The organism is Pseudonocardia sediminis (assembly GCF_004217185.1).
In the GTDB taxonomy this organism is placed as follows: domain Bacteria; phylum Actinomycetota; class Actinomycetes; order Mycobacteriales; family Pseudonocardiaceae; genus Pseudonocardia; species Pseudonocardia sediminis.
Genome location: NZ_SHKL01000001.1, coordinates 97,355 through 110,291 on the forward strand (window position 1 = coordinate 97,355; position 12,937 = coordinate 110,291).

Here is a 12,937-nt window from a genome sequence, read left to right on the forward strand (position 1 = left end):
GCGAACGTGCCGTGGCCCCACAGCATGCCCCCGGGTGGGGGCCCGCCATGGGGCCACGGTCGTACCGGCTCTAGTGCGCGACCGCCTCCGGGGCGTAGCGCAGCGCCAGCAGTGACTTGCAGTACTCGCCGTTCGTCTCGATCCCGACCCGCTGCAGCCGCGCCCGACGCAGGTGCAACGGCACCTGCTCGGTCGTGACCCTGCTGCCGTCGGCGTGCAGGAGCAGCGGGGCGTCGTCGCCGGCCGGGAGCCCGACCCGCTCCCGACGCTCTCGGAGCCGCGTGAGCTCCACGGTGTCGGCGACGGTGCCGACGACCTCGCCCAGTGTCATCGTGGCGAGCTCGTCCGGACCGACCCCGATGTCGACCAGCGGCCGGGCGACCCGGTCCTGGCCGGCCATCGCGGACTTCGAGATGAACGTGTGCCGCAGCTCGTCGAGCTCGGCCGTGGCCTCGCCCTGGTAGGAGCCCTCGAACGACCCCACGAAGCCGGCCTGTGCCGCGACCCCGCCGTTGATCTCGGCGGAGGCGTGGTGGTCGGCCAGGACGATCTCGGCACGGGTGACCCCGGGGACCGCCGACACCGCGTCGTAGGCGTCGGCGACCATCAGGAACGAGAAGTTCGGCGCGCAGAAGAACGTGGGCAACCGCAGCCCGACGGAGACCACCCCGTCGGGCGAGACGGTGCACGACTCGACGAAGTCGAGGTCCGTGATGGGCTCGTCCAACTCCGGGTCGAGCACCGTCCCCAGCGCGGTCCACACGGCCTGCCGGTCGACAGGCCGGGCGGTCATGCCTGCGCCACCGCCTCGTCCTGCAGCTGCAGCTCGGCCGGAACCGGGATGTCGTACAGGCGCGCGGCGTTGAGGCCCAGGATCTTCTTCTTCGACGCCGTGGTCAGGCGCGGGTAGTCGGAGAACTGGTCCTCGTCGGGCATCTGCCAGTCGACCAGGCCCTCGACCTGCCACTTCGGCGTCCAGATGTTGTAGTCACCGCCGAAGAGCATCTTGTCCTCGCCGACCCAGAACAGCAGCTCGCCCATGACCTTGGCGAAGAACTTCGGGCGGGCGTGCATGAGGCCACCGACGACGACCGAGAGGCCGGCGTAGACGTTGGGCTCCTGCACCGCCATGAAGCAGAAGTCCTCGATGCGCGGCAGGCCCACGTGCTCGACGATGAAGTTCAGGTCCTGGAAGTCGGTGGCCGCGTGGTCGACGTCGGCGACGTCGAACGCGTCCTTGTCCAGCGGCCAGATGGTCGGGCCCTTGTGGATGTGGACGTTCTTCACGCCGGCGTCCTGGGCGTGCTGCAGGAACTTGTAGCACTCCGGGTCGGTCAGCTTGAAGCCGCGCGAGTCGCCGTTCCACTCCGCGGTGTAGAGCTTGATGCCCTTGTGGTTGTACTTCGCCATGTCGGCGTCGAACTCGTCGAGGCCCTTCTGGCCGTCACGCGGGTCGAAGCGCCCGTTGACGATCAGCTTCTCGCCCCACTTCTCCAGCGTCTGCGCGTTCTGCGCGACGGTGTTGAAGCCCTCGGCGTACCACTCGCGCAGGTAGGTCGACTGGAAGATCGCGTAGTCGACGTGACCCTCCTGGAACATGTCCCGGTCGAAGTCCTCGGGCGTGACCTTGAGGAACTTCTCCCAGTCCCAGTGGGTCTCGGGCGGGCCGAGCTGGTGGTAGCCGTAGAAGCAGTCGATCCAGCCCTTGGCGTACTGCTCGGCTCCCTTGACCCAGTTCTCCTTGGACGCGTCCCAGAAGTGGCTGTGGGAGTCAACGACGAAGTACTTCTCGCCATCCTTCTCGTACATGACATTCCTCCTGCGTCAGCGCGTGCGCGCTGTTCGGTGGTGGGTAGGAGCTCTCGAACGGACGTGCGTACAGATCAGGGGACGAGGATCGCCCGGCCGCGGACCTTGCCCGCGTCCAGGTCGTGCAGGGCGTCCAGCGCCGAGTCCAGCGGGTACTGCTTGGTGTGCAGCGTGACCTTTCCGGCCTGGGCCAGGACCATCAGCTCGGCGAGGTCGTTGTAGGTGCCGACGATGTTGCCGATCACGTTCTTCTCGCCGGCCACGAAGTCCAGCGTCGGGGCCGTGAACTCGCCGCCGTAGCCGAGCATGAACTGGTAGCCGGCCGGGCCGGTCATCTGCCAGGCGTCGAGCTCCGCACCCTGCTCGGCGACGAAGTCGAACACCACGGTGGCGCCGCCTCCGGTGAGCTCCTGCACCGCGGCGACGTGGTTGCCGTCGGCGACGACGGTCTCGTCCGCGCCGATCTGCTTGGCCAGCTCGAGGGCGGCCGGGTTCTTGTCCACCACGATGATCTTGGTGGCGGTCAGAGCGGCGAGGGCCTGGATGCCGATGTGGCCGAGGCCGCCGGCGCCCTGCACGACCGCGGTGGTGCCCGGGAAGAGCAGCGGGACGGCCTTGCGCACCGCGTGGTAGGCCGTGATGCCCGCGTCGGCCAGCGCGGCGACGTCGGCCGGGTTGGTCTCCGGGTTCAGCTTCACGCACGCCCGGGCCGTGGTCCGCAGGTACTCGGCCATGCCGCCGTCGTTGTTGGACAGGCCGGGGAAGAACGCGTCGCCGGTGCACTGCATGTCGCGGCCGTAGCGGCACATCACGCACAGGCCGCAGGACGGCTGCGGGTGCAGGATGACGGTGTCGCCCACCTTGACGTTGGTGACGCCCTCGCCGACCTCGTGCACCCAGCCCGCGTTCTCGTGGCCGATGACGTACGGCAGGTCCGGGTTCTGGATGTCCTTCCAGTCCCCGTTGATGATGTGCAGGTCGGTGCGGCACACGCCGGCCCCGCCGACCTTGATGATCACGTCGAGGGGACCCTGGAGCTTCGGCTCGGGGATGTCGTCGAGCTTCGGGTCCTCTTGGTACCCGTGTACCCGCACGGCCTTCACGTGAGTACCTCCTGGCTTCGTATGCGCGGCGGTGCGCATGAGGTGGGAGCGGTGGGCGGCATTCGGGACTGCCGGTGCGTGCCCGCGGTCACACTGATCTCAATCCCACCGCACTTCACGTACAAGGGGGTCCATTCTCGCTGATTGCGAAAAGGGACTAAACGGACGTCTCTGAGCGGCGGATATCGGACCTCGACGTTGCGCTACCGAGCAGTAACATCACGGCATGGCAGACGACGCGAGCTGGGTGGCCGAGGCGATGAGGACGGCGGTGCCGTGGGTGACCGCCGCCGGCGTCGAGTTCGGCGAGATCACGACCGAGCGGGCGGTGGCGGTCCTCCCGGACCGCTCCGACCAGCACAACCACGTCGGCGGACCGCACGCAGCGGTGATCTTCGGGCTGGGCGAGACGGCGTCCGGTGCGGTGGGTCTGGCCGCGTTCGCCTCGGCCGGGGCGGTGGCGACGCCGCTCGTCGTGCGCTCGGAGATCGGGTACGTCCGGCTCGCCAAGGGCGACCTGCGTGCCGAGGCGATCTTGACCCGTCCGGCGGACGAGGTCCTGGCCGAGCTGCACGGCGGTACCCGGCCGGAGTTCGCGGTCGACGTCGTGATCACCGACGGGTCCGGTCGGGAGACCAGCCGGATGACCGTCGTCTGGACGCTCCGTCCGAATCGGGCGGACGCCCCGGCCCCCGTCTAGCGTTGACCGTATGGACGTGGTGATCGCAGGAGGACACGGCAAGATCGCTCTGCGGCTGGCGACGACGCTCGCCGGTCAGGGACACACGGTGGTGTCGCTCGTACGCAACCCCGGGCACACCGACGACGTGACGGCGACGGGTGCGCGGGCCGTCGTCGCGGACCTGGAGACGATCTCGATCGCCGAGCTCGCCGGGCACCTCGAGGGTGCGGACGCCGTGGTGTTCGCCGCCGGCGCGGGGCCGGACAGCGGCGCGGAGCGCAAGGACACGGTGGACCGTGCCGGGGCGACCCTGCTCGCCGACGCCGCGGCGAAGGCCGGCGTCCGCCGTTACCTGCTGGTCTCGGCGACCGGCGTGGACGCCGAGCCGGACCCGGAGCGCGGCGAGGTGTGGGCCGCCTACATCGCGGCCAAGAAGGCGGCCGAGGAGGCGATCCGCGCCGACCGGCACCTGGACGCGACGATCCTGCGTCCCGGCAGGCTCACCGACGACCCGGGTACCGGGAAGGTGCTGCTCACCCCGGAGCCCGCGGACTACGGCGACATCACCCGCGACGACACCGCCGCCGTGCTGGCCGCCCTGCTGGAGTCCCCGTACACCGCCGGGACCACCCTCGAGCTGCGGGGCGGCGAGCAGCCGATCGGCGAGGCGGTCGCCGCGCAGGCGAGGTAACCGACCACACTCGCCCGGTCGGGGGCGGTCAGGCGTGGACCGCCCCGCTATCGGGAAGGCGTGTCCCATGACCGACAACGAGCAGACCTTCGACGTCGTGGTGATCGGCGGCGGGCCCGTCGGGGAGAACGCGGCGGACTACGCGAACCAGGGCGGCCTCAGCGCCGCGATCGTGGAGTCCGAGCTGGTCGGCGGTGAGTGCTCCTACTGGGCGTGCATCCCGTCGAAGGCGTTGCTGCGCACCCCGCAGGCCGTCGCCGACGCCCGGCGCCTGTCCGGCGTCACCGCGGACTTCGACGTCGACGCGGTACTCGCCCGGCGGACGTCGTTCACCTCCGACTGGGCCGACGACGGGCAGGTGTCCTGGGTCGAGGGCGCCGGGATCACGCTGCTGCGCGGACGCGGCCGGGTCGCCGGCGAGCGCGCCGTCGAGATCACCGCACCGGACGGGTCGACGAGCACGGTGCACGCCCGCCGCGCGGTCGTGCTGGCCACCGGCAGCGTCCCGGTCCCGCCGCCGGTGCCCGGCCTGGACCACGTCCGGACCTGGGGATCGCGCGACGCGACGTCGGCCAAGGCCGTCCCGCCGCGCCTGGGCGTGCTCGGCGGCGGTGTCGTCGGCTGCGAGATGGCGCTCGCGTTCGCCCGTCTGGGATCCACGGTCACCCTGTTCAACCGGGGTGAGCGCCTGCTGCCCTCGACCGAGCCGGTGGCCGGGGAGCGCGTCGCCGCCGGGCTGCGCGAGGCGGGCGTGGACGTCCGCCTGAACCAGGGTCTGGACGAGGTGGCCCCGTCCGGCGACGCGATCCGGCTGACCGCGGGCCCCGACACGATCGACGTGGACGAGCTGCTGGTCGCCACCGGTCGCCGTCCGGCCAGCCTGGACGCCGGGCTGGACACCGTCGGGGTCGACCCGGACGAGCTCGCCGTGGACGACTCCGGCCTGGTCACCGGCGTGGCGGGGGAGTGGCTCTACGCCGTCGGCGACGTCAACGGCCGGGCCCCGCTCACCCACCAGGGCAAGTACCAGGCGCGGATCGCGGCCAACGCGATCGTCGCCCGCGCGGCCGGGACGACGCCGGCGACCGGGCCGTGGGGCGAGCACGCCGCCACCGCCGACCACCGGTCGGTGCCGCAGGTCGTGTTCACCGACCCGGAGGTCGCCGCCGTCGGCCTGACCGCGGCGCAGGCCCACGAGCAGGGCATCCCGTCGCGCGCGGTGGAGATCGACATCGCGGTCGCGGGCTCGTCGCTGCACTCCGACGACTACGCCGGGCGCGCGGTGATGGTGGTCGACACCGAGCGGGAGATCGTCGTCGGTCTGACGTTCGTCGGCCAGGACGTCGCCGAGATGGTGCACGCGGCGACGATCGCCGTCGTCGGCGAGGTGCCGCTGTCGCGGCTGTGGCACGCGGTGCCGGTGTTCCCGACGATCAGCGAGGTGTGGCTGCGGCTGCTCGAGGCCTACCGCGCGGGCTGAGCCCCGGCTCGCCGGAACGGCGGCGTCCGGGCCGGTGTCACCGGCCCGGACGCGGAGCCGGTCTCAGGCGCGGATGCCGAGGAACGAGAGCAGCTCGACCTCGATCCGGTCCAGGTCGTGCGAGACGGCCCGGTAGGCCGTCTTGCGGCGCTGCGCGGGCATCTGCTCGGCGGCCCGGACGGCGGCCGCGAAGTCGTGCAGGCGCGGGCGGGTGGCCTCGACGAAACGCTTGGCGTCGGCGTTGCGCCCGGTCGTGCCGTCGGACTCGAGCTCGTCGAGCGAGCGGGCGATCCGCGAGATCCGAGAGTGCAGCTGCCCGCCGCGGCCGCTGTAGCTGCCGAGCTCCTCGGTGGAGACGCCCAGCCTTCGCGAGCGGTGGTCGTCCCAGCGGTGGCGCAGCGTGCCCGCCGCGGCCACCGCGTACGGGGCCAGCAGCGGCGCGACGAGCTTGCCGATGGCCAGGTAGCGCTTGGCCTTGGCCGCGTTCCACTCCCGGGCCTGACGCTCGCGCTCGGCCTGCTTGAGCTGGTTCTGCTCGCTCTTGAGCTGGGCCTTCGTCGCGTTGTTCTGCGCCTTGGCCTCGGCCCTGCGCGCACCGCTCTCGGCCTTCGCCTGCATCTTCGCGATCTTGTGGTCGGCCTTGAGGCTCGCCTTGTCCACCGTTCCCCCTACCTGCGTGGTCGCGTTGCCGGCGGCCTTACGGGCACGCTTGCTCGCCGTCTTGGCGCGCTTGCCGGCCTTGCGGGTGGCCTTGTCCGCACGCTTGCCCGCGGCCTCGGCCCGTGCGCGCGCCTTCTCGGCCTTCCTGCTCAGCTTCCCGGCGGCCGCGTCGGCCCGCTCGCGGGTCGCGTCGGCGGCCTCGCGCACACGGACCGACGCGGTACCGATGGCCCCCTGCACGTGCTCGGCCGCGGTGCCGACGGCGTGCTGGACGTTCTCGGAAGCGGTGACCGCCGCCTCCCGGGTCGCCTCGGCGGCACGCTCACCCGCACTCGGCTTCCTGCGCAGCAGTCCCATGTGCTGTCCTTCCGCGATCGACGACACGACGATGATCGTCGCAGCTTAGGGTGCTCGCACCGCTGGCGCAGGCGCCGCACCGGCGCGGCGTCGCAGCGGCACGCGGGAACCATACTGTCGGGGTCGGTCTCTACCCTCGTGAGCTGTGAGCACCTTGATCGGGGACCAGGCCGCCCGGGCAGCCGGGGACGGCGGCCCCTCCGCCGTCCTGCTGGACGCCGGAGCCCTGACGCGGTGCCGCCGCCGGGTCCACCTGGACCACGACCCGTCGGCGGAGGGTGCGCCGCGCGCGCTGCCCGACCCGGCCCTGGAGCAGCGCCGGGCCGACGCCGCCGAGCACCGCGAGCGCATCGGTGCCGTCCTCGCCGCGGCCGGTGGCGCGTCCTGGCGCCCGGTCGACGTGGCGGGCCCGGCCGGCGTCCGCGCCACCCGCACGGCCGAGCTGGTGGCCGAGGGGGCCCCGCTGATCTGGGACGCGGTGCTGCCGCTGGACCGCGCGGCGGGCCGCCGCGGCAGCGCGGACCTGCTCGTCCGGATGCCCGGCGGCGGCTACGTCCCGCTGCTGGTGGTCCGCCGCCGGATCACCGACCCCGGCGAGGGCGCCCGCACCACCGCCGTCACCGACCCGTACCCGCAGCGGGCCCGCACGGACCCGGACCGCAAGGTCCGTTCGTCCCCGCGCGACCTGCTCGCGCTGGCCCAGCTGACCCGGATGCTCCAGGCCGCGGGCTGGGCGCCGGAGGCCGCGGACCCGCCGGTCGGCGGCGTGATCGGGATGGACGCCGACGTCGTGGTCTGGCACGACCTGGACGCCGGTCACTGGCCCGGCGGCCGGGGCACGATGGCCGAGTACGACGCGCGGTTCGCCGACCGTCGCGCGGTCGCCGAGGCGGCCCGGGACGGGCGCCCGGCGCTGGCGCAGCCGTCGCGGATCACCGAGTGCCGTCGTTGCCCGTGGTGGCCGACCTGCGAGGCGGAGCTGGAGTCGGTCGACGACGTCAGCCTCGTCGCGCACGGCGAGACCGGGCGGCTCCTGCGCACGGCCGGGGTCGGGACGGTCGCGTCGCTGGCCGAGCTGGACCCGGCCGGCCCGGTGCCGTCGGAGCTGCCGGTGCCGTTGCCCGGGCCGCCGTTCGCGGACCTGGTCGCGCTGGCCCGGGCCCGGCGTCAGGGGCGCAGCGTCGTGCGCCGGTCGGAGTCGGTGCCGGTGCCGCGCGCGGACGTCGAGGTCGACGTGGACATGGAGAGCTTCGGCGAGTCCGGGGCCTACCTGTGGGGCGCGTTGCTGACCCACCCGGGCGGGCGCCGCGACGGCGACGACGAGCCCGGCTACCGCGCGTTCGCGACCTGGGACCCGCTGCCGACCTCCGACGAGGGCCGGTCGTTCGCCGAGTTCTGGGCGTGGCTGACCGGTGTGCGCGACGCCGCGCGCGCGAGCGGCCGGACGTTCGCCGCCTACTGCTACAACGAGCAGGCCGAGAACCGCTGGATGCTCGGCTCGGCGAACAGGTTCGCCGACGAGCCCGGCATGCCGTCGGTGGCGCAGGTGCAGGAGTTCATCGACGACCCGGGCTGGATCGATCTGTTCGCCGTCGTCTCGCGCTGGTTCCTGTGCACGCACGGCAAGGGTCTGAAGAAGATCGCGCCCGCGGCCGGGTTCGCCTGGCGGGACCCCGAGGCCGGCGGGGAGAACTCGATGCGCTGGTACCGCGACGCCGTCGGGATGGACGGCGGGGAGCCGGACCCGGTCCAGCGCGAGCGGCTGCTCGCCTACAACGCCGACGACGTCGCCGCGACGCAGGTGCTGCGCGAGTGGATGTCCTCGGAACGGGTGCGCGAGGTGCCGCTGGTGTCCGAGCTGTAGGCCCCCGCGGAGAGCGGACGCCCGCGGAGCGGGCGAGAACGGCCGCGATGTGAGGATGGCCGGGTGGCACCGCGCGGATACGAACGTCTCGGCCCCTCGGGGGCGGTCAGCAGCACCCACCACCTCGGGACGGCGGCGGCCGCGGCCGTCCTGGCCCGCGGTGGGAACGCCTTCGACGCCGCGGTGGCGTGCGGGTTCGTGCTGCAGGTCGCCGAGCCGCACCTGTGCGGCCCGGGTGGGGACATGCCCGCGGTGTTCGTCACCGCGGCCGACCCGACGCCGCGGGTGCTCTGCGCGCAGGGCGGCGCCCCGGCCGCGGCGACGATCGAGGCGGTGCGCGGCGAGGGCTGCGAGATCGTGCCCGGCACCGGCCTGCTCGCCGCGACCGTCCCCGGCGCCTGGGACGGCTGGCTGACGCTGCTGCGCGACCACGGCACCTGGGAGCTGGCCGACGTCCTGGAGCCGGCCCTGGGCTATGCCACCTCCGGGATCCCGCTGGTCCCGCGGATCCCGGCGACGATCGCGACCGTCGCCGAGCACTTCCGGAAGCACTGGCCGTCGTCGGCGGAGCAGTGGCTGCCCGGCGGGCGGGTCCCCGAGCCCGGCGAGACGATCCGGCTGCCCGCCCTGGCGGCGACCTGGCGCCGTCTGCTCGACGCGGCCGCCGGCCCGAGCCGCGAGGCACGGATCGACGCCGCCCGCGACGCCTGGTACCGCGGCTTCGTCGCCGAGGCGATCGAGCGGTTCTCCCGCGTCCCGGCGCGCGACGAGACCGGGCGCGACCACGCCGGTCTGCTCGTCGCCGACGATCTGGCCGGGTGGTCGGCGACCTACGAGGACGCGCTCGTCGCGCCGGCCGGTGGCGGCTGGTCGGTGGCGAAGTGCGGACCCTGGTCGCAGGGACCGGTGCTGGCCCAGCAGCTGCGCCTGCTCGACGGCCTCGACCTGCGCTTCGACGCCGCCGGTGTCGCGGACGCGGACACGGTGCACGCCGCGGCGGAGGCGGCCAAGCTGGCGTTCGCCGACCGCGAGGCCTGGTACGGCGACAGCGCGCCGGTCCCGATGGACGATCTGCTGTCCGACGCCTACACCGACGCCCGGCGGGCGCTGATCGGCGAGACCTCCGACGGCACGCTGCGCCCCGGTGCGCCGGGCGGGCGCGAGCCCCGGATCGGGTACTACGCCTCGACCCCCGGGGCCGGGCGCGGGACCGGCACCGAGGGGCCCGGCAGCGGCGAGCCGACCGTGAGCCGGCACGGCGTGGCACGCGGCGACACCGTGCACATCGACGTCGTCGACGCGGCCGGGAACATGATCTCGGTGACGCCGTCGGGCGGGTGGCTGCAGTCCTCGCCGACCATCCCGGAGCTGGGCTTCTGCCTCGGCACCCGCGCCCAGATGTTCTGGCTGGAGGAGGGGCTGTCCAGCTCACTCGTCCCGGGCCGCCGCCCGCGGACGACGTTGAGCCCGTCGCTGGCCCTGCTCGACGGCGAGCCGCGGGTCGCGTTCGGCACACCGGGCGGGGACCAGCAGGACCAGTGGCAGCTGTGCTTCCTGCTCGCCCACACCCGCGCCGGCCTGGACCTGCAGGCCGCGATCGACGCCCCGACCTGGCACTCGACGGCGTTCCCCGCGTCGTTCGCGCCGCGCGGCTGGGAGCCCCACGGTCTGGTCGTGGAGTCGCGGCTGGGCGAGGCGACGCTGGCGGAGCTGCGCCGGCGCGGGCACGTCGTCGACGACGCAGGGCCCTGGTCGCTGGGCCGGCTCTGCGCGGTCGGCCGCGGCGGTGGTCCGGCCCTGCGCGCGGCGGTGGACCCACGCAGCGGGGTGGGTGCGGCGATCGCGCTCTGAGCCGGTCAGGCTCCCGGGACGAGCAGGAGCCGGCCGCCGTTCCAGAGACACACCACCGCGATGACGATCCACGCCGCCTTCCAGACGATCCCGGGAACCACGACGGTGCGCTTACGCAGGTCGGCGGCATCGCCGTCGCGGGTCGGCAGGGTGAACGCGTAGATCGTCCCGCCGATGAGCAGGTACCAGACGATTCCCACCGCGACACCGGCCTGGACGGTCGGCGTGGCCTGAATCAGCGCCCAGCCGATGCCGACGGCGGCCAGTGTGGGCATCAGGAACGCCAGCCCGTTGGCGGCCGGGACGATGGCGAGGAGTGAGAAGATCAGACCCAGGATCAGCACGCTCCAGGTGTTGCCGGAGGCGATCAGCGCAGCGCCGCCGAGGCCCAGCAGACACGGGGTGGCGTACCCGGCGAAGAAGAAGACCAGTGTCGAGAGAGCCCACCGCCGACCCTCGATCACGGTCAGACCCTCGGTGTTGTCGGCGAGGGTGAATCCCTGGATCTTGCGCAGGCTCGCGACCGCCGCGAGCATGTGTCCGCCCTCGTGCACGAGAGTCAGCGCATAGCGGCCGGTGAGGGGCGCGAGCCCGAGCAGGAACAGCATTCCGAGTCCGACGCCGTAGGCCACCGGCTGGCCCACGATCGGTACCGAGTTGACCGCGTCGATCTCCACGCCCGGTAGTGGAGCCGGTCTCGCAAACGGGGGCAATGCTCTCGGTCGTCCGGTCCACCCGTCCGGAGCAGTCGTTTCGTCAGTTGTGTCGATCGGGAGCCGTAGCGGCACGGGTCGAGCGGGTCCCCGCGGACGCGTACCGTGGTTGACATGGTGTTCGGCTTTGGTCGCGACAAGAAGCAGATGGTGGCGGCCGAGGATGCGCTCCCGGGCAGGGCCGCCCCGATCCCGGTCCCCGAGACGCACTTCGTCAACGGCAACCGGCTCGTCCCGCCGTTCCCCTCCGGCATGGCCACGGCCGTCTTCGGCATGGGCTGTTTCTGGGGTGCGGAGCGCCTGTTCTGGCAGACGCCCGGCGTGTACTCCACCGCGGTGGGCTACGCGGGTGGGTACACCGACAACCCGACGTACGAGGAGACCTGCACCGGGTTGACCGGGCACACCGAGGTCGTCCTCGTGGTGTTCGACCCGTCGGCGGTCAGCTACGAGCAGCTGCTCAAGGTGTTCTGGGAGGGCCACGACCCGACCCAGGTGATGCGCCAGGGCAACGACGTCGGCACCCAGTACCGCTCGGCGGTGTACACGGTGGACGAGGCGCAGGGCGAGCGCGCCGAGACGAGCGCGAAGGTCTACGGCGAGGCGCTGCGCGAGGCCGGCCGCGGCGAGATCGCCACCGAGATCGCCCCGCTGACGCAGTTCTACTACGCCGAGGACTACCACCAGCAGTACCTGGCCAAGGTCCCGAACGGCTACTGCGGCATCGGCGGAACCGGCGTCACCTGCCCGATCGGCACCGGCGTCCGCGCCGACTGACCGGACCGCCCGTACCGGAACGGGCATTTCCTCCGCGCCGGGCGCTCACCGTCGTGTGAGCGATCCGTGTCGCGTGACCGGGCGACGCGCCGTTGCTGCCGATCGGGGCCGTGGCGGCCATGGCGCGTCACTCGTGAGGCCGGAGCGGCGTCCGGGCCGGGGTCCGGGCGGTCGGTGATCCTCCGGCGAGGGGCAGCCTGGGTGACGCACCATGGCCGCCGGTTCGGGGTGAGCCCGCCATCGTGCGTCACTCACCGGCGTATACCGCCCCCGTGCCGGCTCGCCGGCCGGCACCTGGCCGCGGCGGCGTCGAGTTCGGCGGTCCGCACCGGAGGCTCGCGCAGCGGGACGATCCGGGCCTGGATCGTCGGCGCCAGGGGAGGACGATGGTCGCGTGACCCTCTCCTGGACCGTGGTTCCGGCGCCGTCGCCCGTGCGGGCGTTGACCGTCGCCGCGACCGAGGTCGGACTGGTGCTGGTGGCGTTCGGCGACGATCCGGAGGCCGTGGCGCGCGCCGCGGAGAAGCTGGGCCTCGACGCCGTCCGGGACGGTGACGGCGTCACCGAGGCGGCCGGTCAGGTGGCCGAGTACCTCGACGGCCGGCGGCGCGAGTTCACCGTGCCGGTCGACTGGCGCCTGACCGCGGGTACGCAGCGGACCGTCCTGCAGACGCTGTACGCGCGGGTCGGCTACGGGAAGGTCGTCGGCTACGGCGAGCTCGCCGGCCTGTCGGGTGCCTACGCCGGGCACGGTTACACCGCGGCCCGCGGGGTCGGGACGATCATGGGCTCGAACCCGGTGCCGGTCGTCGTGCCGTGTCACCGGGTGATGGCCGCCGACGGACCGCGCGGGTTCGCCCTCGGCGGGTTCGGTGGCGGGCTCGCGACCAAGGAGTGGCTGCTCGCGCTCGAGGGCGTCCTTCCGCCGACGCTCGACCTGTTCTGACCGG

General features: G+C 73.2%; 12 protein-coding genes. 7 read left to right on the forward strand and 5 right to left on the reverse strand.

Annotated elements, in window-relative coordinates:
• Positions 1-70: 70 nt before the first annotated feature.
• The 3 genes from EV383_RS00485 to EV383_RS00495 form a co-directional block, all read right to left on the reverse strand.
• Positions 71-793 carry an iron-sulfur cluster assembly protein gene (locus EV383_RS00485; RefSeq protein WP_130288074.1) on the reverse strand — a complete coding sequence of 241 codons (723 nt, stop codon included), beginning with the start codon at positions 791-793 and terminating at the stop codon, positions 71-73.
• Positions 790-1,809, reverse strand: coding sequence for an amidohydrolase family protein (locus EV383_RS00490; protein WP_130288075.1), 1,020 nt, complete (start codon positions 1,807-1,809; stop codon positions 790-792). Before EV383_RS00490 ends, EV383_RS00485 begins: the two co-directional genes overlap by 4 nt.
• Positions 1,810-1,883: 74 nt before the next feature.
• Complete coding sequence (locus EV383_RS00495) at positions 1,884-2,912, reverse strand: NAD(P)-dependent alcohol dehydrogenase (RefSeq protein WP_130288076.1); 1,029 nt, start codon at positions 2,910-2,912, stop codon at positions 1,884-1,886.
• A 226-nt stretch (positions 2,913-3,138) separates the two neighbouring features.
• Here EV383_RS00495 and EV383_RS00500 point away from each other — a divergent pair, with 226 nt between their 5' ends.
• From EV383_RS00500 to EV383_RS00510, 3 genes are all read left to right on the forward strand, one after another.
• Positions 3,139-3,612, forward strand: a complete 474-nt coding sequence (locus EV383_RS00500; protein WP_130288077.1) for a DUF4442 domain-containing protein — start codon at positions 3,139-3,141, stop codon at positions 3,610-3,612.
• A gap of 10 nt (positions 3,613-3,622) precedes the next feature.
• A complete protein-coding gene (locus EV383_RS00505) occupies positions 3,623-4,285 on the forward strand; it encodes an NAD(P)H-binding protein (protein ID WP_130288078.1) in 663 nt (220 codons plus the stop codon).
• A gap of 67 nt (positions 4,286-4,352) precedes the next feature.
• The gene (locus tag EV383_RS00510; protein WP_130288079.1) at positions 4,353-5,765 is read left to right on the forward strand and encodes a dihydrolipoyl dehydrogenase family protein; all 1,413 of its coding nucleotides are present in this window, start codon (positions 4,353-4,355) and stop codon (positions 5,763-5,765) included.
• 63 nt (positions 5,766-5,828) lie between these two features.
• On the opposite strand, the gene EV383_RS00515 is transcribed toward EV383_RS00510, so the two are convergent.
• Positions 5,829-6,782 (reverse strand): DUF6474 family protein, encoded by a 954-nt coding sequence (locus EV383_RS00515; RefSeq protein WP_130288080.1) that lies wholly within the window; start codon positions 6,780-6,782, stop codon positions 5,829-5,831.
• A gap of 145 nt (positions 6,783-6,927) precedes the next feature.
• Here EV383_RS00515 and EV383_RS00520 point away from each other — a divergent pair, with 145 nt between their 5' ends.
• The gene (locus EV383_RS00520; RefSeq protein WP_242622824.1) at positions 6,928-8,646 is read left to right on the forward strand and encodes a TM0106 family RecB-like putative nuclease; all 1,719 of its coding nucleotides are present in this window, start codon (positions 6,928-6,930) and stop codon (positions 8,644-8,646) included.
• Between the two features lie 63 nt (positions 8,647-8,709).
• The gene (locus EV383_RS00525; protein WP_130288081.1) at positions 8,710-10,497 is read left to right on the forward strand and encodes a gamma-glutamyltransferase family protein; all 1,788 of its coding nucleotides are present in this window, start codon (positions 8,710-8,712) and stop codon (positions 10,495-10,497) included.
• A 5-nt stretch (positions 10,498-10,502) separates the two neighbouring features.
• Here the strand turns inward: EV383_RS00525 and EV383_RS00530 are convergent, their stop codons facing one another.
• Positions 10,503-11,174 carry a M50 family metallopeptidase gene (locus EV383_RS00530; RefSeq protein WP_130288082.1) on the reverse strand — a complete coding sequence of 224 codons (672 nt, stop codon included), beginning with the start codon at positions 11,172-11,174 and terminating at the stop codon, positions 10,503-10,505.
• Between the two features lie 150 nt (positions 11,175-11,324).
• Between EV383_RS00530 and msrA the strand changes: the two genes are divergently transcribed.
• Both msrA and EV383_RS00540 read left to right on the forward strand, forming a co-directional pair.
• Positions 11,325-11,987, forward strand: coding sequence for a peptide-methionine (S)-S-oxide reductase MsrA (gene msrA, locus EV383_RS00535; protein WP_130288083.1), 663 nt, complete (start codon positions 11,325-11,327; stop codon positions 11,985-11,987).
• A 394-nt stretch (positions 11,988-12,381) separates the two neighbouring features.
• Entirely contained in the window at positions 12,382-12,933 is a 552-nt protein-coding gene (locus tag EV383_RS00540; protein WP_130288084.1) for a methylated-DNA--[protein]-cysteine S-methyltransferase, read from the forward strand.
• Positions 12,934-12,937 lie beyond the last annotated feature (4 nt).